This window comes from Sporosarcina sp. So3-204, assembly GCF_058068165.1.
The window spans coordinates 2233583-2258577 of sequence record NZ_CM176485.1 but is presented as its reverse complement, the minus strand read 5'-3'; the positions used below and the strand labels follow the sequence as shown (position 1 = coordinate 2258577).

Annotated in this window: 24 protein-coding genes, 1 tRNA gene and 1 pseudogene; 21 read left to right on the top strand and 5 right to left on the bottom strand. The window is 36.5% G+C overall.

From position 1 onward, the window contains the following. Positions 1–5: 5 nt before the first annotated feature. From sdhB to AC3RV6_RS10975, 9 genes are all read left to right on the top strand, one after another. Positions 6–812 (top strand): succinate dehydrogenase iron-sulfur subunit, encoded by an 807-nt coding sequence (gene sdhB / locus AC3RV6_RS11015; RefSeq protein ID WP_489746087.1) that lies wholly within the window; start codon positions 6–8, stop codon positions 810–812. A 118-nt stretch (positions 813–930) separates the two neighbouring features. Next, complete coding sequence (locus AC3RV6_RS11010) at positions 931–1374, top strand: acyl-CoA thioesterase (protein ID WP_489746086.1); 444 nt, start codon at positions 931–933, stop codon at positions 1372–1374. 76 nt (positions 1375–1450) lie between these two features. Beyond that, complete coding sequence (locus AC3RV6_RS11005; protein WP_489749236.1) at positions 1451–1672, top strand: helix-turn-helix domain-containing protein; 222 nt, start codon at positions 1451–1453, stop codon at positions 1670–1672. A gap of 68 nt (positions 1673–1740) precedes the next feature. Then, positions 1741–2190: a MarR family winged helix-turn-helix transcriptional regulator gene (locus tag AC3RV6_RS11000; RefSeq protein WP_489746085.1), complete on the top strand. Its 450-nt coding sequence runs from the start codon at positions 1741–1743 to the stop codon at positions 2188–2190. A gap of 15 nt (positions 2191–2205) precedes the next feature. Beyond that, positions 2206–3000 (top strand): glutamate racemase, encoded by a 795-nt coding sequence (murI, locus tag AC3RV6_RS10995; RefSeq protein ID WP_489746084.1) that lies wholly within the window; start codon positions 2206–2208, stop codon positions 2998–3000. 97 nt (positions 3001–3097) lie between these two features. Next, the gene (gene rph / locus AC3RV6_RS10990; protein ID WP_489746083.1) at positions 3098–3859 is read left to right on the top strand and encodes a ribonuclease PH; all 762 of its coding nucleotides are present in this window, start codon (positions 3098–3100) and stop codon (positions 3857–3859) included. Then, a complete protein-coding gene (locus AC3RV6_RS10985; RefSeq protein ID WP_489746082.1) occupies positions 3856–4470 on the top strand; it encodes an XTP/dITP diphosphatase in 615 nt (204 codons plus the stop codon). Before rph ends, AC3RV6_RS10985 begins: the two co-directional genes overlap by 4 nt. Next, positions 4467–4961: a metallophosphoesterase gene (locus tag AC3RV6_RS10980; protein WP_489746081.1), complete on the top strand. Its 495-nt coding sequence runs from the start codon at positions 4467–4469 to the stop codon at positions 4959–4961. Before AC3RV6_RS10985 ends, AC3RV6_RS10980 begins: the two co-directional genes overlap by 4 nt. Positions 4962–5037: 76 nt before the next feature. Continuing rightward, positions 5038–5111, top strand: a tRNA-Arg gene (locus AC3RV6_RS10975). A gap of 1463 nt (positions 5112–6574) precedes the next feature. On the opposite strand, the gene AC3RV6_RS10970 is transcribed toward AC3RV6_RS10975, so the two are convergent. From AC3RV6_RS10970 to AC3RV6_RS10960, 3 genes and pseudogenes are all read right to left on the bottom strand, one after another. Further along, the gene (locus tag AC3RV6_RS10970) at positions 6575–6853 is read right to left on the bottom strand and encodes a hypothetical protein (protein ID WP_489746080.1); all 279 of its coding nucleotides are present in this window, start codon (positions 6851–6853) and stop codon (positions 6575–6577) included. Between the two features lie 248 nt (positions 6854–7101). Further along, positions 7102–7703: pseudogene (locus AC3RV6_RS10965) on the bottom strand (recombinase family protein). A gap of 280 nt (positions 7704–7983) precedes the next feature. After that, entirely contained in the window at positions 7984–8343 is a 360-nt protein-coding gene (locus tag AC3RV6_RS10960) for a hypothetical protein (RefSeq protein ID WP_489746079.1), read from the bottom strand. Positions 8344–8805: 462 nt separating this feature from the next. Here AC3RV6_RS10960 and AC3RV6_RS10955 point away from each other — a divergent pair, with 462 nt between their 5' ends. From AC3RV6_RS10955 to AC3RV6_RS10925, 7 genes are all read left to right on the top strand, one after another. Next, positions 8806–9489 (top strand): hypothetical protein, encoded by a 684-nt coding sequence (locus AC3RV6_RS10955; protein WP_489746078.1) that lies wholly within the window; start codon positions 8806–8808, stop codon positions 9487–9489. Positions 9490–10714: 1225 nt separating this feature from the next. Continuing rightward, positions 10715–12256 carry an IS21 family transposase gene (gene istA / locus AC3RV6_RS10950; protein WP_489746077.1) on the top strand — a complete coding sequence of 514 codons (1542 nt, stop codon included), beginning with the start codon at positions 10715–10717 and terminating at the stop codon, positions 12254–12256. Continuing rightward, positions 12249–13001 carry an IS21-like element helper ATPase IstB gene (gene istB, locus AC3RV6_RS10945; RefSeq protein ID WP_489745758.1) on the top strand — a complete coding sequence of 251 codons (753 nt, stop codon included), beginning with the start codon at positions 12249–12251 and terminating at the stop codon, positions 12999–13001. The genes istA and istB overlap by 8 nt, the downstream gene beginning before the upstream one ends. Before the next feature lie 17 nt (positions 13002–13018). Next, complete coding sequence (gene ltrA / locus AC3RV6_RS10940; RefSeq protein WP_489746076.1) at positions 13019–14704, top strand: group II intron reverse transcriptase/maturase; 1686 nt, start codon at positions 13019–13021, stop codon at positions 14702–14704. Between the two features lie 289 nt (positions 14705–14993). Next, the gene (locus tag AC3RV6_RS10935) at positions 14994–15521 is read left to right on the top strand and encodes a sigma-70 family RNA polymerase sigma factor (RefSeq protein WP_489749235.1); all 528 of its coding nucleotides are present in this window, start codon (positions 14994–14996) and stop codon (positions 15519–15521) included. Further along, positions 15511–16284, top strand: coding sequence for a hypothetical protein (locus AC3RV6_RS10930; protein ID WP_489746075.1), 774 nt, complete (start codon positions 15511–15513; stop codon positions 16282–16284). The genes AC3RV6_RS10935 and AC3RV6_RS10930 overlap by 11 nt, the downstream gene beginning before the upstream one ends. A gap of 148 nt (positions 16285–16432) precedes the next feature. Further along, on the top strand, positions 16433–16681 hold the full coding sequence (locus tag AC3RV6_RS10925; RefSeq protein WP_489746074.1) for a hypothetical protein: 249 nt from the start codon (positions 16433–16435) through the stop codon (positions 16679–16681). 376 nt (positions 16682–17057) lie between these two features. On the opposite strand, the gene AC3RV6_RS10920 is transcribed toward AC3RV6_RS10925, so the two are convergent. Further along, a complete protein-coding gene (locus AC3RV6_RS10920) occupies positions 17058–18149 on the bottom strand; it encodes a CotH kinase family protein (protein WP_489746073.1) in 1092 nt (363 codons plus the stop codon). Between the two features lie 211 nt (positions 18150–18360). On the opposite strand from AC3RV6_RS10920, the gene AC3RV6_RS10915 reads away from it, so the two are divergent. The 5 genes from AC3RV6_RS10915 to AC3RV6_RS10895 all read left to right on the top strand — a co-directional run bounded on the left by AC3RV6_RS10915 (position 18361) and on the right by AC3RV6_RS10895 (position 22922). Continuing rightward, positions 18361–18864: a CotG/ExsB N-terminal domain-containing protein gene (locus AC3RV6_RS10915; RefSeq protein ID WP_489746072.1), complete on the top strand. Its 504-nt coding sequence runs from the start codon at positions 18361–18363 to the stop codon at positions 18862–18864. A 1499-nt stretch (positions 18865–20363) separates the two neighbouring features. Beyond that, positions 20364–20603 (top strand): helix-turn-helix transcriptional regulator, encoded by a 240-nt coding sequence (locus AC3RV6_RS10910; RefSeq protein ID WP_489746071.1) that lies wholly within the window; start codon positions 20364–20366, stop codon positions 20601–20603. Further along, entirely contained in the window at positions 20593–20943 is a 351-nt protein-coding gene (locus AC3RV6_RS10905) for a DUF2178 domain-containing protein (RefSeq protein WP_489746070.1), read from the top strand. Before AC3RV6_RS10910 ends, AC3RV6_RS10905 begins: the two co-directional genes overlap by 11 nt. A gap of 1110 nt (positions 20944–22053) precedes the next feature. Next, positions 22054–22242: a hypothetical protein gene (locus tag AC3RV6_RS10900; RefSeq protein WP_489746069.1), complete on the top strand. Its 189-nt coding sequence runs from the start codon at positions 22054–22056 to the stop codon at positions 22240–22242. 71 nt (positions 22243–22313) lie between these two features. Further along, on the top strand, positions 22314–22922 hold the full coding sequence (locus tag AC3RV6_RS10895) for a hypothetical protein (RefSeq protein ID WP_489746068.1): 609 nt from the start codon (positions 22314–22316) through the stop codon (positions 22920–22922). A 459-nt stretch (positions 22923–23381) separates the two neighbouring features. Here AC3RV6_RS10895 and tnpC read toward each other — a convergent pair whose 3' ends face one another. Beyond that, positions 23382–24971, bottom strand: coding sequence for an IS66 family transposase (gene tnpC, locus AC3RV6_RS10890; RefSeq protein WP_489746067.1), 1590 nt, complete (start codon positions 24969–24971; stop codon positions 23382–23384). Positions 24972–24995 lie beyond the last annotated feature (24 nt).

The following is a 24995-nucleotide window of genomic DNA, read 5'->3' as shown; positions in this document are numbered from 1 at the left end:
CATAAATGAGCGAGCAAAATACTGCTGTACAAGAACGTACTGATCAGACTGCGCCAAAAACTGTCCGATTCGAAATTCTTCGTCAAGATACTGCGGATTCTGCATCTTATTGGGAAAGCTTTGACATTGAACTTAGACCGAATATGAACGTTATTTCTGGTCTAATGGAAATTCAAAGAAATCCTATAAATGCAGATGGAAAAAAGACGACACCTGTTACTTGGGAAATGAGTTGTCTTGAGGAAGTTTGTGGTGCATGTTCAATGGTGATTAACGGTCGTCCGCGTCAATCATGTACTGCACTAGTTGAAAAGTTTGAGCATCCAATCAGACTTGAACCTATGAAAACTTTTCCGGTTGTGCGCGATCTTATTGTAAATAGAAGCGTTATGTTTGATTCTTTGAAAAAAATTAAAGCATGGGTTCCGATTGATGGTACGTATGATCTTGGTGAAGGTCCTCGTATGCCAGAACGCAAACGTCAATGGGCTTACGAACTTTCAAAATGTATGACTTGTGGTGTTTGTTTAGAAGCATGTCCAAACGTGAACGATAAAACAGATTTCATGGGACCAGCACTTATTTCACAAGTTCGCTTGTTCAATACGCATCCAACAGGTGCAATGAATAAAGATGAACGACTTGCTGCATTAATGGAAGAAGGCGGGATTGCTGATTGTGGTAACTCACAAAACTGTGTAGTTGCATGTCCAAAAGGGATTCCACTTACGACTTCAATTGCTGCAATGAACCGTGCAACTTCTGCACAAATGTTTAAAAACTTCTTCGGAAGCGATCATATGGTAGACTAATATTAGTAGGAAATCCTGTCGGCGCATTTTGCGTTGGGCAGGATTTTTTGTATTTGACCATTACTTTGTTAATATAGTGTTATAATAAAATATATTAAGTACTTGGGGGAGTTTTGAAATGAAAGCAAACTACATAAATAACTTTGAAGAATGGGCTTCAGAGTTTAAATTTTCGGTCACATTAAAAGTACGATTCGCAGAAATCGATATGTTCGGTATTATGAATAATGCTGTAACGTTTTCTTATTTTGAATATGCACGGATTGAGTTTATGAAGCATATTGGTGTTATGGCGGATTTATTCAACACTTCAAGTACTGTGGTTCCTGTCATTGCGGATGCACAATGCGATTATATTAAACCTTCCTATTATGACGATGAGATTGAGTTGTATGTAAAAGCGTATAAAGTTGGGAATTCATCTGTAGATATTCATTACATGGCAAAAGGTAAAAATGATGCTTTATTATTTACAGGAAGAGGAACTATGGTTCAAATGGATAAAATGACAGGTAAGGGTTTTCCGTGGACTGAAAAAGAAAAATCTCTTTTTATTGGTTGATTAGGTAAGTAGCCGTCACAGGCTGCGCAACTCTCACATATTTTAAGGTGAAAGTGGATTGGAGGGGCGCGTCTTGATAGATGGTTCTAAACACCGTTCCTTACTTACGGTAAGGGAGCGAGAAATATTTAATTTACTCATTCTGGATCAAACGACTAAGGATATCGCGGGACGGCTCGGTATTAGCGAGAAAACTGTGCGAAATCATATCTCTAACACAATTCAAAAACTTGGTGTTTCAGGTAGGGCACAAGCGATTGTCGAGTTATTACGGCTAGGAGAATTACATTTGCGTTAAAACTGTTGCCTTAAGCGATAGAAAAAGGGACAATAGCTGTAGGAATCGTTTTTAAGGAGCTGTTTATAATGGAGAAAAGTGCATCAAAATGCCATAAAGTTGAAGAAATCGCTAGTTTAGAAAAAGAATTTAGATATATTTCTAGCATTATTAAACACAATGGTCGTAAAATCCTAAAAAACTATACAGTTACACCTCCTCAATTCATCGCTTTACAATGGTTATTCGAACATGGAGACATGACGATTGGTGATTTATCCAACAAGATGTTCCTTGCCTTCAGTACAACGACAGACCTAGTCGATCGGATGGAAAAGAATACCCTTGTGAAAAGAGTTAAGGATGAAAAAGATCGTCGTGTCGTTAGAATTCACCTCCTAAGTGAAGGTGAACGTATTATAGAAGAGGTAATTGAAAAACGCCGTCAGTATTTAGATTCAGTATTAGAAAATTTTGATCAAAATGAAGTAAAACAGCTAGCAAGTTTACTATTAAAATTGCACAAAGAGATGCATTAGGATTGAGGGATTCAAGTGGAAAGACCAATCGGGTTAATAGATTCAGGTGTTGGTGGACTAACCGTAGTAAAGGAAGCCTTAAAAAGGTTGCCAAATGAAAAAATTGTCTATTTAGGAGATGGGTTACGATGTCCATATGGCCCGCGTTCTGCTGAGGAAGTAGAGAAATTCACGATAGAAATGGCGAGAGCCCTCGCTGTATTGAATATAAAAATGCTCGTAATTGCCTGCAACACTGCTTCAGCTGTTGCACTTACTAGTATTCGTGAACAATTTAACTTTCCGGTTTTGGGCGTCATCGTACCCGGAGTGCGTGCTGCATTAAACGTATCTACTACTAAAAGAATTGCTGTTTTAGGAACAGAAGGTACAATAAAGAGTGGCGCGTATGATACTGAATTTGAACAGCAATGCCCAGGTACAACGGTTTTCCCACTTGCTTGTCCTGATTTTGTTAAGATTGTTGAAAGTTGTCAGTATAAATCGGAAGAGGCCGACTTGACAGTCAAAAGAACGCTTCATGAAGTTTCGGAAATTGAATTTGATACAGCTGTTTTAGGGTGTACACATTATCCGCTTTTAGAAAAAATAATTAAACGTAATTTACCGGATCATGTGAATATTATTTCTTCTGCAGTTGAAACAATCCTTGATGTAGAAAGAATTTTATTAGAAAAAAAGATTATGAACACAGTAGAATCATACAAATCACCAGTTTTTTTCACGACTGGAGAGTTTGGGCCATTTCAAGAAACTATATTGGATTGGCTAAAGATTGACAATGCCGACGTCAGGCATATATGTTTATAAACGAAATCCCGATTACCCACTTTAGGGTGATTCGGGTTTTTTGGTGAATGAAATAGGTTATAGTTAAGTATAAATAATGAATGGTGGAGATTTTGAGATGACAAGACATGATGGAAGAAAAAACAATATGTTAAGACCTGTAACGATAGAAACGAATTACTTGATTCATCCTGAAGGTTCAGTACTTATATCAGCTGGAAACACGAAAGTAATTTGTACAGCTACAATAGAAGGTCGTGTACCGCACTTCTTACGTGGAAGTGGTAAGGGATGGATAACTGCTGAGTATTCTATGTTGCCTCGTGCTACAGGTCAGCGAACGCAACGTGAAGCGTCAAAAGGTAAGGTCAGTGGTCGAACAATGGAAATTCAACGTCTAATAGGGCGTGCATTACGTGCTGTAACTGATTTAGAAGCTTTAGGTGAAAGAACGATTTGGATTGACTGTGATGTAATTCAAGCTGATGGTGGAACTCGAACTGCATCGATTACCGGGGCGTTTGTTGCGCTAGCGATTGCTGCTGAAAAGTTACATATTGAAAAGGGATTAAAAAAGTTTCCGATTACCGATTTCTTAGGTGCAATTAGCGTAGGAAAGATGACAGATGGTGAGCTTGTGCTCGATCTTGATTACATTGAAGACTCAAGCGCAGCAGTAGATATGAATGTTGTGATGACTGGTACAGGCGCATTTGTAGAACTTCAAGGTACTGGCGAAGAAGCAACGTTTACGAAGGATGAAATGAATGGTTTAGTTTCCCTTGCAGAAGGTGGAATTGAGCAGTTATTTGTTTTGCAAAGAGAAGCACTTGGTCCAATAATTGATTTAATTGGCAGTGAAAAGAGCGAAGAGTCATGAAGGAAGTTCTCATTGCAACCAATAATAAAGGGAAAGCAAAGGACTTTGAAATACTCTTTAAACCTTTAGGCATTAAAGTGCTCACGTTGAATGATCTAGAAGGAGAGATTGACGTTGAGGAGACGGGCAACACATTTGAAGAAAATGCGATTTTAAAAGCAGAGACTGTTTCTGCGTTGCTTAGTAAAATTGTCATTTCGGATGATAGCGGTCTTGAAATTGATGTGCTGGATGGTGCGCCTGGTGTATATTCAGCGCGTTATGCAGGACTTGGAAAGAATGATGAAGATAACATAGATAAAGTATTAACAGAGCTTGTGGACGTACCTGAAGAGTTGCGTACTGCTCGCTTTCGTTGTGTACTGGCTGTCGCGGTACCTGGAATGAAGACGAAAACATTTTCGGGTAGTTGCGAAGGTCGAATTGGATATGAACGCAAGGGAGATAATGGCTTTGGCTATGACCCGATATTTTATGTTCCTGAAAAAGAACGAACGATGGCCCAACTTACACCAGATGAAAAGAGTATTATTTCGCACCGTGGAGCAGCGCTTGCTAAATTGCAAACAGAGCTTATGAGTATAATTGAGACGGCAGGTGTAGATAAATGAAAATTATTGTGATGAGTGATTCTCACGGAGATGTAGAAACGGTGAAAGCTGTTTCTGCATTATCTGCTGATGCTTTTTTTCACTGCGGGGATAGTGAGTTATCCTTTAATGATCCTATTTTAAAAAAGATGCATAAAGTTCGTGGAAATTGTGACAATGACGTGACATTTCCACTGTCAGCTGTTGCTGTAGTTGGAGGGAAAAAGATCCTTGCAGTCCATGGACATGAGCATGATGTGAAAAATTCATTGATACGACTTTATTATAGTGCAAAGGAAAACAATGCAGATATTGTTGTTTTTGGACATTCTCATCTGTACGGAGCCGAAATGAAAGATGGCATTTTGTTCGTAAATCCAGGTAGCACACTGCTTCCTAGAAGCGGTAAACCTTGTACCTATGCGGTCGTTGAGTGGGGAGAAGATATACGAGTAAGCTTTAAAAACCATGCTCACCAAGAGGTAGAAAAACTTATTTTAAATAAATTATAAAATAGTGTTGACTTTAAATTATGTCATGCCTATAATAGAACTTGTCGCAGCAAACGTATTTGCTGTTTAAGACATTGTCTCAGTAGCTCAGTTGGATAGAGCAACAGCCTTCTAAGCTGTGGGTCGGGGGTTCGAATCCCTCCTGGGACGTTAGTAATATTTTGTTCGAGAAGTAAAGATATTTAAAAAGCGCCTCAATCGTTGTAATAAAAACGATTGAGGCGCTTTTTTTGTAGTATACGTTAGAAAATGAAATCATTATACACTTATTACACAAACTTAGTCTGCACCCATCCAATCTGTGGATACCTTGCGAATTAGAAACGACAAAGAAATTACCGCAGAATTAGTGAAACGGGCATCACTTGCTTACGCAAGCAGGGGGTGGTTGTTGAACGGAGTACAGACCAACTACGTGTAAACATACGACATCTTCCGTTCCTGCTGTCTAGTAATGACATTATGATTGACCGTGAAAAATATAAGTGGGCCATGAAAGATAGCCGGCAGGTCAAAGTAGCGTATGAATTAAATCGAGGAGCCAACGTACAGGGGATGTTGACGAGTCCTAGAGAAGTCGGCTATTTATTTTATATGTTTATGCACTATAAATGATAGTATAGATTATAATGATGTTTTAAAAAGAGCAGATGATGTAATGTACAAATCAAAATTACAGGGAAAAAACAAAGTAAATATATTATTATAAAATAATATAAAAAATAATTATAATTCTGGCTAACTGATAATGAAGAACAGATTACAAAAATGTTTAAATTTATACACTTTCGATATCTTACTATATTCTGTTTAAGGCTTTTTGATTCTTTCAAATTAAACCTTTATAATAGAATTAACACGTTTTATCGAGAGAGGTGGCGTACATGACGATTATAATTCCTTTTAAAACTAGACAACAATTAGAGACAGAAAAAGCGGTTAAAGTTATGCGTGAGTGGGAAGCACATTTAAAATGGGAAGAAGCAAATTGGTAGTATGTAGAAGAAAGAGTGACAGAAGAACAAAGCTTATCAGAAGAGGAAATTGTATGGTTGAATGAATGGGCAAAGATAAATAATTAACATAGAAATTGATTGAGAAGCTAAAAGAGCTTTATCTTCAGAAAATAGATGAGCATTTACAAGAACTAGAATCAGAAGTGTTTTTCATGAATTCATAGCAACTAGTTACATATTTAAATATGTCTGGGAATACAATTGTGACAAACAATTTATTTAATGTTGAATTTCCGAAGATACGACTTGGAAGTAAATAGATTTTCCATAAAAAAGAAGTTGGTAAATATATGGAAAAACATTATAATGAGGTTTGTAAAAAGGACGGAAGTATCGTAAATTATAAACTTCAGACAAGAAAGAACTAACCCTTGTCAGTGCAAGGGTTAGGGGTTATTGTTATGTGCACGCCGAGAGCATATAATTCAATCGCACCAAAGTTTGTCGAAGTTAATAGGAAGTGTCTGACCACAAGATGTCCAGGATATGACCACAGGAGAAATTTATCGTTTTTTAGTTTTCATGGTTATCCTTACAGTCGGATAAAAGAAAACACGCTAAGCAACCGAAAGTCCGTTGCTTAGCGTGTTTTCTTTTTTAATAAGAACCGAAATACCCGTATGGTTGATACCCGTATGGTTGATACCCATATGGCGGATACCCGTAGGAAGGGTATCCATAAGATCCACCGTATCCGTATCCCGGGAACAATGCGTTCCCAAGTAGGCTACCTGCAACTCCCCCAATAAATGGTCCACCAAATCCACCAAATCTTCCAAAACCACGATCAAAGTCACGATGCCTAAAATCACGATCGAAATCGCGTCGCTCAAAGCCACGATTGAATCCGCCATGCCTTTGAAAATTACTAGTCATTTTTCAACCCCCTATTCCACTTAACTTATTCATAAGTGACTAAAGGGACATAGGCAATTGCCTATTACGCTTTCATGGATTTCGTCGGAACTGGCTTTATAATATGGAATAATTATAACAAAACGATATTTTAACTAATAATTTCAGGTACCTGTTCGAAAAACTATAGTGAAGGTTTGAACAATCATGACTTTTTGTCAAACAGGTGCTGTTCACTAATTTGTATGAATATCTTCAAACATATATAATTATTGATCCTTATAAACATTCACCATTTTATAAAAAGACGTTTTCTTCATATCTGCTTCTTCCATCGCTTTAACTGTAATTTCCACGTACTGCCATTTCACATAAGCCTGAATGAATTCATTCGTAATTTCGATTGGTGGTCGTCCAAATTTCACACCATTCGAGAGGGCTGAATCAATTCCTTCACGCCGACGAATTCGTATTCTATCTCGTTCATCTTCCGCAAGCCAAGAGAGAACTCGGAGGATAAGATTCGAGATGAAGTTACCAATACTGTCCTTAAATTTTGTAGTATCCAACAAAGGCATATCAAGTACCACTATATCAGCCCCGATTTCCTTCGTAAGTTCTTTTGGCACTCGTTTAAAATATCATCCTTGCTTCGATCAAGCCGATCCAGTGAATGAATATTAAGAATATCTCCTATCCTAATCATCCGTTTCATTAATTGATATTGTTCTCGGTGGAAGTTTTCCCCAGATTGTTTGTCGAGAAAAATATCACGATCACTAATCTCAATTTTTTTCATTACTTCTATTTGCCGGCTTTCATTTTGATCTTTTGAACTTACACTGATGTATCCGAATTTTCGAGATTCCAAAATTAAACACTCCTTTAAGAACGCTTGTTTCTTTAAGTATATATTTCTGTTCGAAAAATTGCTAAGGAATGGATAAACGTTCGGTAAGTGATTATTTAATTTTACGAACTATTATTAGTTCTGTTTTTGTTACTAGGAAGAGCGTTCGTTAAAGTGTACTTTTACGAACGCTTTAAAAAAGTAAAATCAAGCGAGTTCGTTAAACTTTTTAATGGAGTACTTAATAATTAACGTCTGGTGGTTTTTCAGCCAATGTCAATATCTTCGTTAATCTATTACGCTAAATTGTCCGATGGCTTAATTCTTTCTGAATCATTTCAAGTTGAGCGGTTCGGAGCTTGCGCTCGTATGGATCAGTTTCGGATTCCGGTTTGGCAAGATAGTCCTCGTTGTACTTGATTTCAAGATAGAGGATGTCGGTTGTCTCCATCACGGCATGACGTTTGGACAGCGCTACTTTTGCCTCGATTTTTCCCGATTCATATTCAGCTGGGTCTCGCTGGGCGATTTCTGAAAGGATCATCTTTACTGATTTTGAGTCGGGTGTTTTTTCATTATTCAGCCGTGTAAGTCGCTCATACAACTTCTTATTGGTAAGTTTTTTGACTCTAGCTTCACTGTATCTCGAAAATAATTTCATGATTTTTCTCCTTCAAGTAAAAGTAAACTTTTGTCACCAATTGATTAATCATTAGTAAACTGGATAGTATGTGTCTTTTGCAAAAAAAACAGGTAAAGCATCTTGTGTGATTTAGAAGAGAACGCTCATAAAAAATCTGTTAATATATGACACTTTATCATAAGTTATTCGTATATTACAGGGTTATGATGCCATCGTGTTCCAATTCGAGTGCTCTAGCCGTGTTACTTCCGTTGCTACATGCCTTTAAAAGACAGCGAAAATAGAAAGCGTTAAAGGGTACGACATGTTTAGTGGTTGTAAAAATTTTGTATAGAGCTTCTTCTCCTTTTTGTACATAGAAGAGCACGTTTTTAAAAACTATTTTCCATATCGCTACTTCAGCTATTTTAATTGATATACTAAATATTTAATGCCTATTAAGAAGCGATGCGAAATAATGGATGAAGCGAGGTTGCCGAAATGATTAGGAAATATTTAAAAAAACTGTTCTCTAGAGATTATGGTCCGTTTACAACTGAGTTTGCACTATCATTGGGCTATAAAACATGGAAGGAAGCTCAAGGAAATACCTATGCCACGTTCTTTACTCAAGCGGATGACTTTTGGTTTGCGATAGAACTTCCTGACGGTCAATGGGCAGTGTGGAAAGAAGAAGGAGAAATGCCGTATCCTATTACAGTGTTTTTTACTGTGAATGAGGCAATTGGACATCTTTGGGACTTGTTCGTCGAAAGCGCGTTACCAGAACACCACTGGATCAATGAAGTGCCAAAAAAGAAATTAGGAGCTTTAGTGGATAAAGAAACTCAAATACAAATTCTGCTTTATGGGAACGCCTTGACTTTTGCGTGTGAAACCTTGGGCGTGAAAGATATGAGAACCCGTAAATACGCCGAAGTCTTTACCGTAAACACAGATGAAGTCTATGAATACGTATTGAACCACGGACTCCCACAAAGCGAGTCGACAGGCAATGCTACGCTGGTTGAAGGCTTCCATTATTATCAGGAAGAAGGTAAATGGATCACCTTTTTCACAGAAAGAGGTATGACTTTTTACGAAAAGAATTTTGAGGACGAAGAGCTAGGCAAAAGATATATCGTTACCACCTTGCTGCAATTAAGTGGCACAGGACTGTATTAGCACTTCCAAGCACAAGAGGTAAATAGGCGTTGATTCCTTAAGCTTTGTAGTTAAACTTTTTATAAATTTACATATCTCAGCTTATCGGAAGAAGCTTAAGCTTCTTCTTTTTCTATCCGGTAAACTGTATTTTTACGAACGTGAATATTTCGCTTACGTTTTTATGTGAAATACAGTTATGGAAAATACTGGGATATACAATTACTTATGCTATAATTATCTATGTGAAGTAGTGAATATTCAGTAAGAACTATCTTCCGCAATCGGGCCAGCGCGACAAGTTCTGTGATAAATGCCTCCGGCATGAAAACACAGGGAATTTATGATATGAATTTCAACTTTACAACGGAGGATAGGAATGATGAAACCATGTTTTCAGAAACTATCCCATCAATACTCCTGCGTGCGCTATCAATGACAGCTCATGGGGTTCGAAGCACAGGTAAAGTCGGCAGAAGGAAGGCTAAAGCCACCCTTTCGGGGAAGGTATGCTAACTGATATGCCGGATGGCTGAAAAACTAAATATGGTGAGAATGGTTCCTCTAGGAAGGAACTGACAAACTTCCGAATGTACAGGTCTACAGTTTGAACATAGTGTAAAGCTATGTCCCATCCAACGATGGGGTGAGTGGTGTGGAGTAAAAATTGGCCCTCTGAAACACATTATACTGAACAATGGCAGTATCTAGCTCACAGGCTTAAAGGAAGCACCTAAGTTTAGAACGGATAGCTATGTTGTAAGGGACTTGGAAAGTAAAGAACGTTGAAACAAAGGCTGTTACCTGAAACGTTTGCTATAAGACAGTAGTCGAAATGCATTTATCTTTATGAGGGTAGGGGTACGACTGATGAAATCGCTGTAATGGAGATGGAGGAACAGCCCCAAGTCTAGCGATAGGTAATAATTATTTTTCAAATGTGCATTGCGCCGATCGGGTAAGAATGTGGGAACCTCACTTCATAGAGGAATGATGCCACAGTGCAAGCTCTACGATACTGGGATTATTATGGGATGACAGATACCTTTACTGACTTACATCAACGAGCTAAAAATAAAGAAACATTCCATTTACTATACGACATCATTACGTCGCGGAATAACATTTTATTAGCTATGTATATGGTAACTTAAAAGTGAGCCACCATAGCACTTGAAAACTGAGCCACTTTTGATAGAAAATAACCCTAGATCTATATTAGGGGGAATTATCAGGAGTGATTACATTGAATGATAAACAGAAAATTATTAAATTGTATTTGGAAGGTTTAAGTAAGAGAAAAATAGCAAAAGAATTGAAGAAATCCAGAAATACAGTTGATAAATATATTAAGCTTTTCGAACAAAGCAAACATAAAGATACTCGTAATCTTCCGATTACTGAAGACATCATGAAGCCTCCGACTTACAAAAAAAGAAAAGGTAGAAAACCAGTTTTAACGGAGGAAATCAAAAATATATTACGAGGTTATATAAAAGAGAACAAATGGAAAAGAAATCATTACATGACAAAGCAACAAATGAAAATAGTTGATATGCATGAAAAGCTCGAAGATGCGGATTTCGCTATTAGCTACACTACTGTACGAAACTTTGTGAATGAAGAGAATGAAAAATCAAAGGAAGTATATATCCGAAGACATTCTAAACCAGGGTACGAAGTAGAATTTGACTGGGGAGAGGTAAAGCTACAAATAGACGGTAAGATTAAAAGTTATTCCCTAGCAGTATTTACTTTAGCCCACAGTAATTATCGATTCGCTATGCTTTATGAATCTGAAACACGTGTCTGCGTTCTAGATGTTCATACAAACTTTATTGATCATGTAGGCTTCATACCGACGGTATTTACTTATGACAACATGAGAACAGTCGTTAAATCATTTGTTGGAAATGAAAAAGTTATAACAGATAGTATGGTGAATTTATCAAACTACTACAATTTTAAAATTAGGTTATGTCAAGCTAGAAGAGGAAATGAAAAAGGTCACGTAGAACGAAGTGTTGAATTTATTCGAAGGAAGACATTTTCTTCACAATTTACTTTTACTAGTTTGAAAGAAGCTGAAGAATACCTGTCAGTTGTTCTGGAGAAGCTAAATAACCGAAAACATCATGAACATAAAATTAGTCATAAGAAATTGATGGAGAATGAAAAAGCTGTATCAAGTCCTGCAATCGCACCTTTCGATGCCACAGACTTCATAGAGTGCCGGGTTGATAAATATAGTACTGTAACAATCAACCAAAATCGTTATTCTGTTCCAGAAGGTCACGTAGGTAAGCATATAAAGGCTAAAGTAGGAGCAAAGAGAATTAAATTATTTATAGACGGAGAATTAGCAACTGAGCATTTACGTAGCTGGGGTTTACATCAGTGGATTATGAATATTAATCACTTTCTAAAAACATTTGAAAAGAAAAAAGGTGCCATAGCTCAAAGTGAATGTTTGAGGCAGGCACCAACGCAAATAAAAAACTTATACAATGACCATTATATCGGAAAAGAGAAAGAATTCATAGAGTTACTTCTTTACATAAAGGAAAATAACAGACTAGAAGAAGTTTTAAGTGCAGTTAATAAACTAAATAATATTAGATTAGGCTATGTAAGTACTGAACGAATCCTTTTCATCTGTGAGCAATCGCCAACGGCGAATATTGATGATTTAAATCGTGATGAAACGACAAACCAATCAGAAAACAATATGCGAGCATATGCAAATATGTTTGAGCAAACAGAGAAAGAAGGCGTTTATTGTGGATAAAAAAGAGAAAGTAATTGAGATGTGTAGGGAGCTTCGTCTCCCTAGTATTAGGAGTATGGCTAAAGATGAAACATCGTTTGAGAATCCTACTTTAGCATATGATGTGTTATATCAAGTGCTTGTACAGGAACAAAAAGATCGTTTCTTACGTGCAAAACAAAATCGAATCCGTGCAGCTAATTTTCCTCAAAGAAGGTTACTAGAAGAAATTGTTCACGATGCTTTACCTGATCAAGCAAAGCAAAAGTTGCCTCATTTAAAATCATTAGATTTTATCAAAGAAGGACAAAATTTAATTTTAACAGGATCTCCAGGCACCGGAAAAACTCACATTGCCATAGGACTTGGAATGGAAGCATGTCTCGCGGGATACAGAGTGTTTTTTGCGACAGTGCCTTCACTAGTGAACCAACTAAAAGAACATCGTTCAGAACGAACGCTTCGATCTTTTGAGATGAAATTTGAAAAATATGATTTGGTTATCCTTGATGAGTTAGGATATATTTCTTTTGATAAAGAAGGAGCAGAATTATTATTCTCGCATCTTTCCTTACGAGCAGGAAGAAAATCAACAATTATAACAAGCAATTTATCTTTTTTAAAATGGCAAGAGGTTTTTCATGATCCAGTATTAACCGCTGCATTAACAGATCGCTTAACTCATAAATCTCATGTTTTAAATATGAATGGGCCCTCTTTTAGAATGAAAGAAACGGAAGAATGGATGAAATCTGGTGCTAATTAACGTGGCTCAAAATTGAATTGCGAAATGGCTCACTTTTCACTTGCGAAATACAAGCGTATCGAAAGATTAAGTCCAATAAAGGGTCGAAGACCCCTGGAACAGATGGGAAAACCATCTTAGATATAGAGAAACGAACTGAGGATGAATTAGTAGAAGAAATACAAAGACAGCTCAAAAATTATCGCCCAAAGAAAGTTAGGCGTAAACTTATTGAAAAAGATAATGGCAAAATGCGACCATTAGGTATTCCATGTATCCTCGACAGAATCATCCAACAATGCTTTAAACAAGTATTAGAGCCAATTGCAGAAGCCCACTTTTATAATCATAACTATGGATTCAGACCTTTGCGGTCTACGCATCATGCGATAGCGAGAGTTCAATATCTAGTTAATCAATCAAAACTTCATTATGTGGTAGATATTGATATTAAAGGATTTTTTGACAATATCAATCATACTTTGCTTATTAAACAGCTATGGAATCTAGGTATTCAAGATAAGAAAGTTTTAGCCTGTATATCAAAAATGCTGAAAGCTGAAGTGGACGGAGAAGGTATTCAGACAAAAGGCTCACCACAGGGTGGTCTACTTTCACCGTTACTGTCTAATGTTGTACTGAATGATTTGGACCAATGGGAGCTATTCCCCCTCACGAGGCCCATTAAATCTCAGCCTGGCAAACGAAGCGCAAAAATGAAGACTAATTTAAAAGAAGGTTATATTGTTCGCTATGCAGATGATTTTAAAGTTTTATGTCGGGACTGGAAAACTGCTGAAAAATGGTACCATGCTGTTAAACTTTATCTGAAGGAACGCTTAAAACTCGATATATCACCAGAAAAATCGAAGATTATTAATCTCCGTAAGTCTAAGTCCGATTTTCTTGGTTTTACAATACGTGCCAATCGTAAAAGAAAGACACGTGTTGCTCATACATTTGTTAAAGCTGAGAAAATGCGAAAAATCAAAGCGGAGGCAAAGAAACGGGTCCAAGAACTGCGAAAATCACCAACGGCTCAGAATGCTATGCGGTTTAATAGTTTTGTCTTAGGGTTACATAATTATTTTAACCGAGCTACTCACGTCAATTTAGCATTCTCACGTCTTGCCTATGAAATAGGTGCATTCATGTACAATCGTCTTAAACCTGTTGGGAAATATGAACATCCTAAAAAACCTCCACCTGTTTATAAAAAGTTTTATAGCTTAGGCACTAAAACATATAAAATTGCTGGTGTACATCTCTTCCCTCTTGGAATCATCAAAACCAAAAACACGATGTGCTTTACACAAAGTTTAACACCGTTTACTGAAGAAGGTCGAGTACAAATAACCACCAGGCTACGCACAGATATTAGACAGGAAATAGTGTTGTTACTGGACTCAAAAATCCCGACACGGAGTGTCGAATATATGGATAATCGGATTAGTAGATACAGCATGAAGTTAGGTAAATGTGAAATCACAGGTATGTTTTTAGAAGCACAAGACGTAAACTGTCATCACTACATTCCTATGCATCTTGGTGGAAGCGACAAATTCAATAATTTACGTATCCTCCAAAAAGAGGTACATAAATTAATCCATATGACGGACATAATTAAGATAGATACACTCATTAAAGTTTTGGGTATCACAGAACCGATGTTAAAAAAGATTAATAAATATCGGAAGAAATGTGAATTAGAATCCATCACATAACCCAAATCAAGAAGAGTAACTTGAAACTTATAATTAATAAAACCATCGGTAGATGGAACGCGGAATGCTTGGAAACTGGCACGTTCCGTGTGGAGTAGGGGAAAAGCTGGAGATAATTTCAAAGGTTTACCTATTGCAAACTTTCATGGAATAATATATTTAAAATTGATAGTGTAATCGTCCTTAATTCGGACGATTATTTTTTTGAAAAAAATATTATTTTCGAAAAGTTAGGCTAAATTACATTTTGGTTTGTCTAATAGATATAAGACAAAAAAAGAAAGGGTGAATTTCAATCATTAGATTAGTAAAAAAAGCTCAAAAAGGAAATGACAAAGCCTTTTTAGAGCTTTTCCAGCAATGTGAAGAAGATATTTATCGAATGGCTTATGTATATGTAAAAAACAAAGACGATGCTTTAGATGTTGTTCAGGAAGTAGCCTATCAATCCTTTAAGAAGATAAATACATTGAAAACGCCAGCGTATTTCAAAACGTGGTTAATAAAAATCACTATGAACTGTGCAACGAATGTAGTAAGGAAAAATAAAAAAGTTGTTCATTTAAAACCAGAATATGAGGAATTTATAGGAATAGAGAATGAAGATATTTCTCTTTCTATATCATTACGGGACTTAATAGAAGCATTAGAAGAGGATGAAAAAAGCATAGTTTTACTAAGGTTTTATCAAAACTATACATTTAAAGAAATATCCGAGGTATTGGAAATACCACTCGGAACGGCAAAATCAGTTCTTTATCGTGCCATAAATAAACTTCGTAAACAATTTAAGGAGGATGATATTTGTGAGCAATAAAATTAATCAAGAGTTACAAAAAATAGAAATTCCGAAAGAATTACATGAAAGGTCTAAGTTAGGTGTGAAAACAGCTAAAGCAGAGCAACAAAAAAGAAGATTAGAAAAATCTGTTCATTTAAATTACAAAAGATGGATTGCAGCAGCATGTGCATTTGGAATAGTATTGTCAATTACGTTAGGTATGCCATTTTTTAATAAGAATGGAGAACTCCAAGTTGCAAATTTTGCAATTACAGCATATGCATTGAGTGATGATGGTAATCAGCTTAATACAAATCTTTCATCAGAAAAAGCTATCTTTGAGTTATCAACTGAAGATAGAGTAGATGGTGGTTTAATTAGTATAAGTGGTGGTGGAGCTAATTTAATTTTTACAGATGTGCTGTTAAATATAACTGGAGAACATATCGACTCAATCACTTATACGATGAGCAAAGGCAAGTTTGTAGAGGATGTTACATTAACAGCTAATGAGAGAGTAAACAGAGACTGGCTATTATCGGAAAAGATAAATTATATTACTACTGTGCCTGGTTCAGATATATCTCAAGGTATAAAGGAAATAGGGAATACCTACACAGTTAACTATAATGAACAGGAAAAACATAAATATACTCTTGCAATTCCTCATGACGGCAATGAAGTAATAGAGGATGACATTATCATTAATGTAAATGTAAAATATACAGATGGAAGCACTGAACAACAAGATATCGTTGTAACTCAAGAATCAAATTCTATTTCATTAAAGCTTAATTAAAATAATCGGGGGCTTTAATCGTACAGCATTGTGCAAGAATAGGGTGCGATTGTTGCACAAATTTTATGCCATTAACGGGCCATTTTATTAGTATGCAAAATACATTAGACATCATAATTACTGAAAGAATAAGGTGTGTCACTTGAGGATGTCAAAAAGCAAAGTCTATTGGATTGCATTATCTCTTGTTATGCTTACTGGGATATTTCTAATATTAAAATTACCGCAGAACGGTTTCGTCTATGCTTTTATCATATTATTTTTGTTTTTGATAATCGACTATCTTGTTGTTGGCAAGAAAAAACGTGTAATAAATAGTAAGCAATCGGGTGTTGATTATGTAGATCTAACTTTGGGGAAACACGCGAACTATTGCAGATCTGGGATAGTGCAATAGTTTGTTTAAGTGAATCTAACACAATAGAAAAATCTTAAATTCATAAAATAGGCTCAACCTTTGTCCATACATAGTCAAGGGAGAAGTGAAAATTCTACAAAGGATTAGCTGCGGATAAATGACTTCTGGGAACTGATGTTATGTCTCCTAGATGTGGATATGAGATTCATACAATTATTTGAGCAATCAGGAAAACAATTCTCATTTCAGGCTTTAAATTAGGCTTTGTTAAAATTCATTGCAAATATTTAACTAAAAGAAAAAGACCACTCAAACGATTTTACTTTATTTACAGCACAGATAGCTGCGTGCTGTAAATAAAGCGACAACAACCCTATCCAAATGGAAAGAGGGGTTCATAAGATGATGCAACAACTTAATCTAATGAATCTAATTTCCCTCTTATATATTTTGCCCGTGCTTCAATAAAATCCAATATATACTTAGGTTCCATATCAAATAAATGGATATCGTCTTTTTTATAAGGATCTTTTTGAATATAAGGCCTCATCATATCATGCATAATTTGTATTTTAGGTTTCAAAAAGTCTATATTAAATTGATTTTTTAAAATAACTTCTAGCAAATTTTTGTATTGAAGTCGAAATGTTTTCACGTCGAGAATCCTTGCGGTAAGCGTATTAAAACCTTCGATTCGTAAATAATCTTCTTCCATGACTTTCCCATTTACATCCCTTCCCCATGTTGCATCGTAATCCCACGGGATAATTTCGAATAGCCCCGTTTCGCTATTCTGGTATAGTGCGTAATTATGAACAAAGCCATCAAAATTTTGGGTGAAAACAACGCCAGCCAACCAACGGAGATACTGATCAATATTGAGGTATTTAACAATTTCATTTTCAAATTCAGCTTTTGAAATGGTATTAATTTCAATAATCATTTTTTGTAAATGAAATTCATCTGATTCTGTCCCATATTTTAGTTCATAGCCAACCTTAAGTGATTTCTTTACATCTTTATTAAGATCACTCATTAACGAAAAGTTAGCATCGCCATCAATCGCATAGAATATTGGTCCCTGCGGTAGTTGTCGATTCGTAAGGAAATGCTCATCGACTGATTCTAATTCCAAATAAAGCCCCTCATTTTTTCCATTCAATTTCATAAATACAAATTGGGACTTTGGCGATAAGCACCCTATTTCATTGAAGAAATCGAGCGATAATTTATTTCTTAATAGAGAAGGATCTTTATATTCTGCGTTGATATGAACTTCTTTGGCATTTCTATACGTACTTGGCTTATAAAACGAAATGTGATACGACTTCTTTCGAAAATCTCGGATATGGGAGCCACGATAGGCGATATCAATATCATACTTTCTTTTGTTTATCGTTAGCTTGGCAGAGATAGGATCGTCACACCATATATCTTTCCGAAGTTCACTTAAATCTAAAGGATGAATAAAAAGCTGATATTCAGGTATTTTTATGCCTTTATCCATACGAATTCCCTCCATTTATTGTTACATTATTCGTATGAAACAAAAATGTAAGATGCCACTAAAAGGTACAGAATTATCTTTTACTTTCAAAAACTATGCGATTGTCTCTAACATTTTTAATACAACCTCATATATTGCGATAAGGGAAAGAAAAGTGCAGTAGCACAGGTTGATTTTTTGAAAAAGGAATAATCACCTACTTCTATCTCTAATGAAAATGAAAGGAGGTTTGAACATGTCACTTATACAGAATGCAGTAAATCAGGCTAACAATACAGGGTTAGGTCACTTCATGCATCAGGATCCTTTTAGTAACCAACGCTGCACGGGCAGGGTACGTCGAACTTCGCGAAACCAACGCTGCACGGGCAGGGTACGTCGAACTTCTCGAAACCAACGCTGCACGGGCAGGGTACGTCGAACTTCTCGAAACCAACGCTGCACGGGCAGGGTACGTCGAACTTCTCGAAACCAACGCTGCACGGGCAGGGTACGTCGAACTTCTCGAAACCAACGCTGCACGGGCAGGGTACGTCGAACTTCTCGAAACCAACGCTGCACGGGCAGGGTACGTCGAACTTCTCGAAACCAACGCTGCACGGGCAGGGTACGTCGAACTTCTCGAAACCAACGTTGCACGAGCAGAAAACGTCGAACTTCTCGAAACCAACGACACAAGAGAAGGAACTCCTTTTGGAATGACTTATTATTTTAAAAACTTTTAGGCGATTTTTCGCTATCTGAAGTATGTCACTTATTGTTCATCATTGGACTATTGAGTGTGTTCGTATTATAAAGTTAGCTAGTTCTTACTAGTTAACTTTTTTTGTGTTATTCCTATCGAAATGCTAGGTTGAAAGAAAAATGAAAGTTCTGCTAGGTTGATGGTTTCCTTCTGATCTTTTTTTGTATATTCTTCTTTATGAATTGTATTACATAGCATCTATTAGAATTGTCTTATTCACTGTAGACCATCCACTTTTCTCATTCAAACCGGAAATTCAAAAAAGATTGCTTTAACAGCGTGAACCGTCAGTGGATCCTTTTATTCCTATTTATCTAGGAAAACATTTCGTTTTCAAAAAGGAAAAAAAGGGTGTCTAAAAATAGGGGAAAATGGGTGTTCAAAGCCGGGAAACCTTTGGCGTCCTTCATTAAAACGTATTGGATTTACCACTTTTAAACTCCCTTCATAGGGGATAGTATAGGCTATGGATAATTAATGAAAAGACTTAGACTAAGGCCCATGTTTGGGATCTTTGCATGGAACTATTTTGGACTTTTCCAATAGTCTTTTAAATAATCTAAATGTATTACCTATACATCCCAGTTTTGGTGTTACGTCTATTAGGCGTGCATGCAGCATCTAAACTTGAATTAGAACAGTAGACTTATTAAAGTGTGCTAAAAAAACTTCGAATCTAACACATTACAAGGATGTTGCATTGGAGGCTTTCCTGCAGATGTAAGGCTTGCAAACGCTGATTACAGCTTAACGAATGTCTTTAAACCATAAAAATAGGCGTCCAGATGTGTATACTAGATTGTATGGAAGAAAACGATTCATTTGCGGGGAGTGGTCTTCCGCAAACTGTACCATTTAACGGAATCATTAATTAAACTAACAGTAGTAGAAGGTTAGTTTATAAATACGAATTTGTAGCTCATAGGCGTTTCTTAACATAAGGGGAAGATTTATTGGGGATTTTACTTGAACTTATAGGGTCAATTGGCACACTGATTTTTTCTTCTACGAAAGATGTAACAGAAAAGAAATAAAGAAGAATATTGAATTTCTCAAGAGTTATGAATGGTTCCAAGAATATCTTGAGAATAATAAAAATCTACAATTAATTTTGGGAAATAACGATGTTCGCTTTTGCATAGGCAAGTTAAATATTGATAAAATGCATAAAGTTTCTTACTCAGACAAATGGGAAGTCAGAATAAAAAAGTCATGTTAAAAAGCAAAAACAGTCATTTTTAAATTATAAATAATAAAAGAGTGCGTTAAATAATTCTTCCGTATTCGGGTTCGATTGTTGAACAAGTTTTATGCCATTAACGGGCCAAATCGTTCAATAGTTAAAGATAGGTTAGATTCTAATCATTTAGAGTCTAACCTAATTTATTCTTTACTTTGTATAAGTTTACTTTACATTTGTAGCAGTATAGTTTACTATGTAGAGGAAGTTAAAAAGGAAGGTGTTAACCTTGAAAAAAGAATTTGAGGATTGCATTGAAAATAAGGTGTATGAACATAGGGTTTTAAAAAGGATGACGCAAAAAGATTTGGCGGATGCTGTCGGTGTCTCTAAGCAAACTATATTTGTTATGGAGAAGAATAATTATTCACCTTCTCTCGTTTTAGCTTTTCGAATAGCTGATTTCTTTAACGTGAATGTTAACGATATTTTTACTTATGTGAAGGGAAGTGGAAAGAATGGGAACTAATTCTATAGAAATATCAAATAAGATATTTCATCCTTTAAAAACCTGGGCGGAAGAATCAACTGGTAATTGGAATATGCTTGTTGGTATTGGTTTTGTATTGGTTATAGTCGGGGCGATTCTGGTATTAGTATTGTGTAAGAAGATGGGTAAAGCTGACGAGAGAACAAATCAAATAAATTTAAAAAGTGCCCTCATTATCTTAGGTATAGTAATTTTGTGCGACATAGTCTTCCCAAAAGAATATATGTGGCAAATTTTCTTCTTATTTAAATATTCTATTGCATTCATCGCCTCAGGAATATATCTAGCTATTCGATATAAAAAGGATTTTTCTAATTAAAGAACTAAACAGGGAATCAGAAATTTGAAGTACAATCACCTCAACACAAAAACAAATAATTATTGTGCTAGCTAAGATGGCTCCACAATCGGGTGCGATTCTTGGTGCGAAACGTTCCTGATTCAAATGAAATGTGGTCACACAATTTCGGTAAAAATCAGGTAGTTTTAGATTTCTAAAATTAAAGGGTTATATCGAGAAGTCGAATGACGAGGTAACACTCTGAAAGGCTTCCCCTGCGTCGAGTAGCACGCGGATTAGTAAGGAAAAGCGTGTTATAAGCTCGGCTAATAGGCGTGAGAATCTACCGTAACAGTTTAGCTGACGAAAGCCTACCCGATGGGGTGGTGTAAATCATGATGCTTGGGTTGAACAAATATGGTGAGAATGCAATGTAAATACAATAAGATACTGTATTGCTGACGAACTTCTGAATGTACGGGTCTAGACGTACGTTATATAGAAATGTATTTACTACCAGATGTAGGGTTAGCTGTGGATGAGTAAGAATCGAGAATATGAAAGTCCATCTTGTGTTACAGGCACATGCAATGCTAACAGGCTCATAGGAAGCACCTAAGTTTGCTTTATAATAGATATAATTCAGCGTTGTAAGCTGATAACGTGGAGGGCTTACTCCCGGTGAAACGTTGAAAAGGAAAATAGTCGTGAGACTAGCGACTATATAACTTTTCTTCATATCAGTGAAAGTGGTGGCACAGTACCGTCGAAGCGTGTAATGAACGTGGAGGGATAGCCACTAGACTAGTAAAAGATTCATTCAACCATGTTAGACAAATCTTTATCGGTTAATAAGGTTCTTGTAAGACTAATAGAGGTTCACCTTCCACGGAAGGCACCGACTTATTGAAACGGAAGACTTGAGACACATAAAGTGTTGATGATTGAATTGATTTGGATTAGTTGGAACGCCGTATGAGGTGAAAGTCTCACGTACGGTGTGAAGTGGGGGAAAAGCTGGCGATAACTTCAAAGGCTTACCTATCACTATAAGAAGAATTTGCACCCTTTTCAGAAACGGGCCAGATTAGTGAATTAAAAATTAATAAGATTCACAAAATGTTACAATTGAATAAAGGAGTGGAGGATTTGAATAAAAAAATATTCAATCTCACACTTAGAATTGTTGGTATTATTGCTGTTTTATTATTTGCCTATTATAGTGTGTTGGAAGAAGATATAGTTCAATTCATTAAATTTGTTAGTACACTGACAGCAGTATTATTTCTAATTATTTATTCTAATAAAAGGTCCAAACAAAAAGATGAAAATCTATGAAAACTTTTCAACACTTGGGTGCAGTTATGTAACAACAGCTGTGCTGCAAAGAGGACTAAGAGGAGAATGTTATGGGTATAAAAAGCAGAAAAAAATCATTCGTACTAGTAGTAGTTGTATTTTTAATACTTTTCATGACGTGGTTATTTCCATTCTCCCCCATCAGTATTTATAAAAGTTATACCTACAAGCCAGTTAAAGTGTTATATATCGACGATAAAAGCTATGAAGATATTTTGAATGAATTTAAAGAATCATATGAAAAAGAATTGAGTAAAGAAGTTAAAAACACCAGTAACGATAGTCACAACAGCATAAACTTAACTATAGACCGGACCCAGTATATACTCCCTATATTTGAACAAGATTGGTTAGTTAGTACAGAACCATTACCGATAGATAAAAATAAATTAGACCAGATGCTTCATGATGTAACACAGAGCAGAAATACATTATTGATGCTTGTTGCTCAAGAAGATTATACGAGTGAAGAAAGAGGTTATTTGGTAGATATTATAAATAGCATCCTAAGATTGCAAGAAGAAATTAGGTATGTGAAAGATAGAAGTTATTTTTCAAGAATTGAACTAAATACTTTATTTGATAATTTACGCGATAGCTATAGATTTAATTTCGATATCTTTGTTACCACCTTTTATGAGAGAGTTAATAAGCAGTGAAATTGATCAACAATCGGGGGCGTTTGTTTAAGTATGGATAAAGTTTTCAAATAATTTTATTGTTGCTTTGAATGAAATAGCTGAACTAATGCACATCGGGATACTTTTATGATATCCTGATAGTAGAACAATGGTGTTGATTAGGCACTGTGAAAACTTGATAATCTAACTGGACTTCGGTTGCCAGTCGTTGGCAAGCAGCATAAAAACTTGATACTCATTCCAGACTACGGGTGCTGGACGTTGACAAGTAACATAAAAACCTAATCATTATTTTTAGAGAGAAGAGTGGGGTAATTATACTTAACACTCTTCTTTTTGGGTTAAAAAATAGTTAATTAATTATGATGAGTAAATCAGTATTATTTGAAGAACAATAAGAATTTCTGTAGTGTGCTTCGCATATTGTAAGCGTCAAATAGCGCCCACCTGTCTTTCAGGGGGCGCATATTATATGCTTTATTTAGTTTTATTGGGAACGTGGCAATCTGCTGGTAGGGTCTCCGACCATGGAAGCAGTTGATCTAGTGCCTTTGGCTCCTTCAAATCTATTAAAGGAAGCTGTTCAAATACGTAGGTTAAATAAATCAGTGGATTCAACTGATTTTCTTTAGCAGTTTCCACAATGCTATAGGCGATTGCGCTTGCTTTTGCACCTTTCATAGATTGAGAGAATAACCAGTTCTTGCGCCCAATCACGAAAGGTTTGATAGCACGTTCAGCTCGGTTATTATCTATTTCCAAACGCCCATCCTGTAAAAACATTGTAAGGCGTATCCATTGGTTTCTGCAATACTTGATGGCTTGTCCCAACGCACTTTTCGGTGCAACACGTGAGCTTTGCGTTTGTAGCCAGGTTGAAAAAGCATCCAGTACAGGCTGACTGCGTTCAAGTCGTTCTTTATAGCGTTCTTCAGGGGTGTGATCCTTTAGTGCGCGTTCAATCGCGAATAATTGGTTGCAGAAACGAAGCCCTTCTTCTGCCGCGCAAGGTGTTTCCTTGTTTTTTGCTTCTGCTGGCAAGGCCGTTAGGGCCTCATCGAATTTTCGACGCGAATGTGCCCAACACCCTACCAATTTCACCTTCGGTAAATCATTATACCCTTGGTATCCATCGACATGCAGAAATCCCTCAAAGCCTAAAAGGAAAGCTTTAGGATGTTTGGCTGCCCTTGTTTGTTGGTAATCATACAACACAGCGGCCGATGCATCATGCCCCGTCCGATACAACCACATATAGGACTTGGATGTCGCTGGACGTCCAGGTTCGGACAGGACTTGAAGTGTCGTTTCATCCGCATGAAGAACATCCTGCATTAATAAATAGGTGCGGATATGTTCATAAAGATGGATTAGCCAATGAGTTGCCCCGTACATCATCCAGTTCGCTAAAGTCTGACGCGATAAAGGAACACCTAAACGTTCCAATTGTTTTTCTTGTCGATAAAGAGGCATACCTTCGACGTATTTTTGATTCATAATATAAGCCATCGCCGATGGCGATGCTAAACTTCCCGGATACATAGGTGCTGGCATCTTCGCTGTGACAATCGGTGTTTCGGTGCCTTCCCGTTCACAATTCCGGCAACTGTAGACATGGCGTACATGTTTAACGACCTTCACTTGAGCTGGAATGACTTTCAACTCGCGACGTACTTCTGTACTCATTTCATGTATTTGTTCACCGCAACACAAACAAGCCTGTTCCTCATCTGGTAAACGATAGTGAATCGTTTCAGTTGGCAGATTTTCAAGCATTGCTTCGATTTGGCCAGTACGTTTTTTACGACGATAGGTAATCGATTCAAGCGTTGGTTCCTCCACCTTTTCATTCGCTGTGACTTCAGCTTCGTTGAAAAGAGAGAGTGCGAGTTGATCCGGATTGCTTTTTTCACTAGAAGCGCCAAATTTCCGTTGTTGGCTGAGGCGAAATTGTTCTTCTAACCAGTTGAGTTTAGCCTGTAGCGCTTCATTTTGCTTTTCTAGCTCCGCATTTTTCGCTGTAAGTTCTTCAATTGTAGATGAGGTGACCGATGTTGTTTTTTCCATAGTAAAAGAAATTCGACAAGACTC

Coding starts and splice junctions, on each gene's coding strand:
- sdhB (WP_489746087.1), top strand. CDS start 6: ATGAGCGAGCAAAATACTGCTGTACAAGAACGTACTGATCAGACTGCG.
- AC3RV6_RS11010 (WP_489746086.1), top strand. CDS start 931: ATGAAAGCAAACTACATAAATAACTTTGAAGAATGGGCTTCAGAGTTT.
- AC3RV6_RS11000 (WP_489746085.1), top strand. CDS start 1,741: ATGGAGAAAAGTGCATCAAAATGCCATAAAGTTGAAGAAATCGCTAGT.
- rph (WP_489746083.1), top strand. CDS start 3,098: ATGACAAGACATGATGGAAGAAAAAACAATATGTTAAGACCTGTAACG.
- AC3RV6_RS10985 (WP_489746082.1), top strand. CDS start 3,856: ATGAAGGAAGTTCTCATTGCAACCAATAATAAAGGGAAAGCAAAGGAC.
- AC3RV6_RS10980 (WP_489746081.1), top strand. CDS start 4,467: ATGAAAATTATTGTGATGAGTGATTCTCACGGAGATGTAGAAACGGTG.
- AC3RV6_RS10970 (WP_489746080.1), bottom strand. CDS start 6,853: ATGACTAGTAATTTTCAAAGGCATGGCGGATTCAATCGTGGCTTTGAG.
- AC3RV6_RS10960 (WP_489746079.1), bottom strand. CDS start 8,343: ATGAAATTATTTTCGAGATACAGTGAAGCTAGAGTCAAAAAACTTACC.
- AC3RV6_RS10955 (WP_489746078.1), top strand. CDS start 8,806: ATGATTAGGAAATATTTAAAAAAACTGTTCTCTAGAGATTATGGTCCG.
- AC3RV6_RS10925 (WP_489746074.1), top strand. CDS start 16,433: ATGTCAAAAAGCAAAGTCTATTGGATTGCATTATCTCTTGTTATGCTT.
- AC3RV6_RS10920 (WP_489746073.1), bottom strand. CDS start 18,149: ATGGATAAAGGCATAAAAATACCTGAATATCAGCTTTTTATTCATCCT.
- AC3RV6_RS10915 (WP_489746072.1), top strand. CDS start 18,361: ATGAAAATGAAAGGAGGTTTGAACATGTCACTTATACAGAATGCAGTA.
- AC3RV6_RS10905 (WP_489746070.1), top strand. CDS start 20,593: ATGGGAACTAATTCTATAGAAATATCAAATAAGATATTTCATCCTTTA.
- AC3RV6_RS10895 (WP_489746068.1), top strand. CDS start 22,314: ATGGGTATAAAAAGCAGAAAAAAATCATTCGTACTAGTAGTAGTTGTA.
- tnpC (WP_489746067.1), bottom strand. CDS start 24,971: ATGGAAAAAACAACATCGGTCACCTCATCTACAATTGAAGAACTTACA.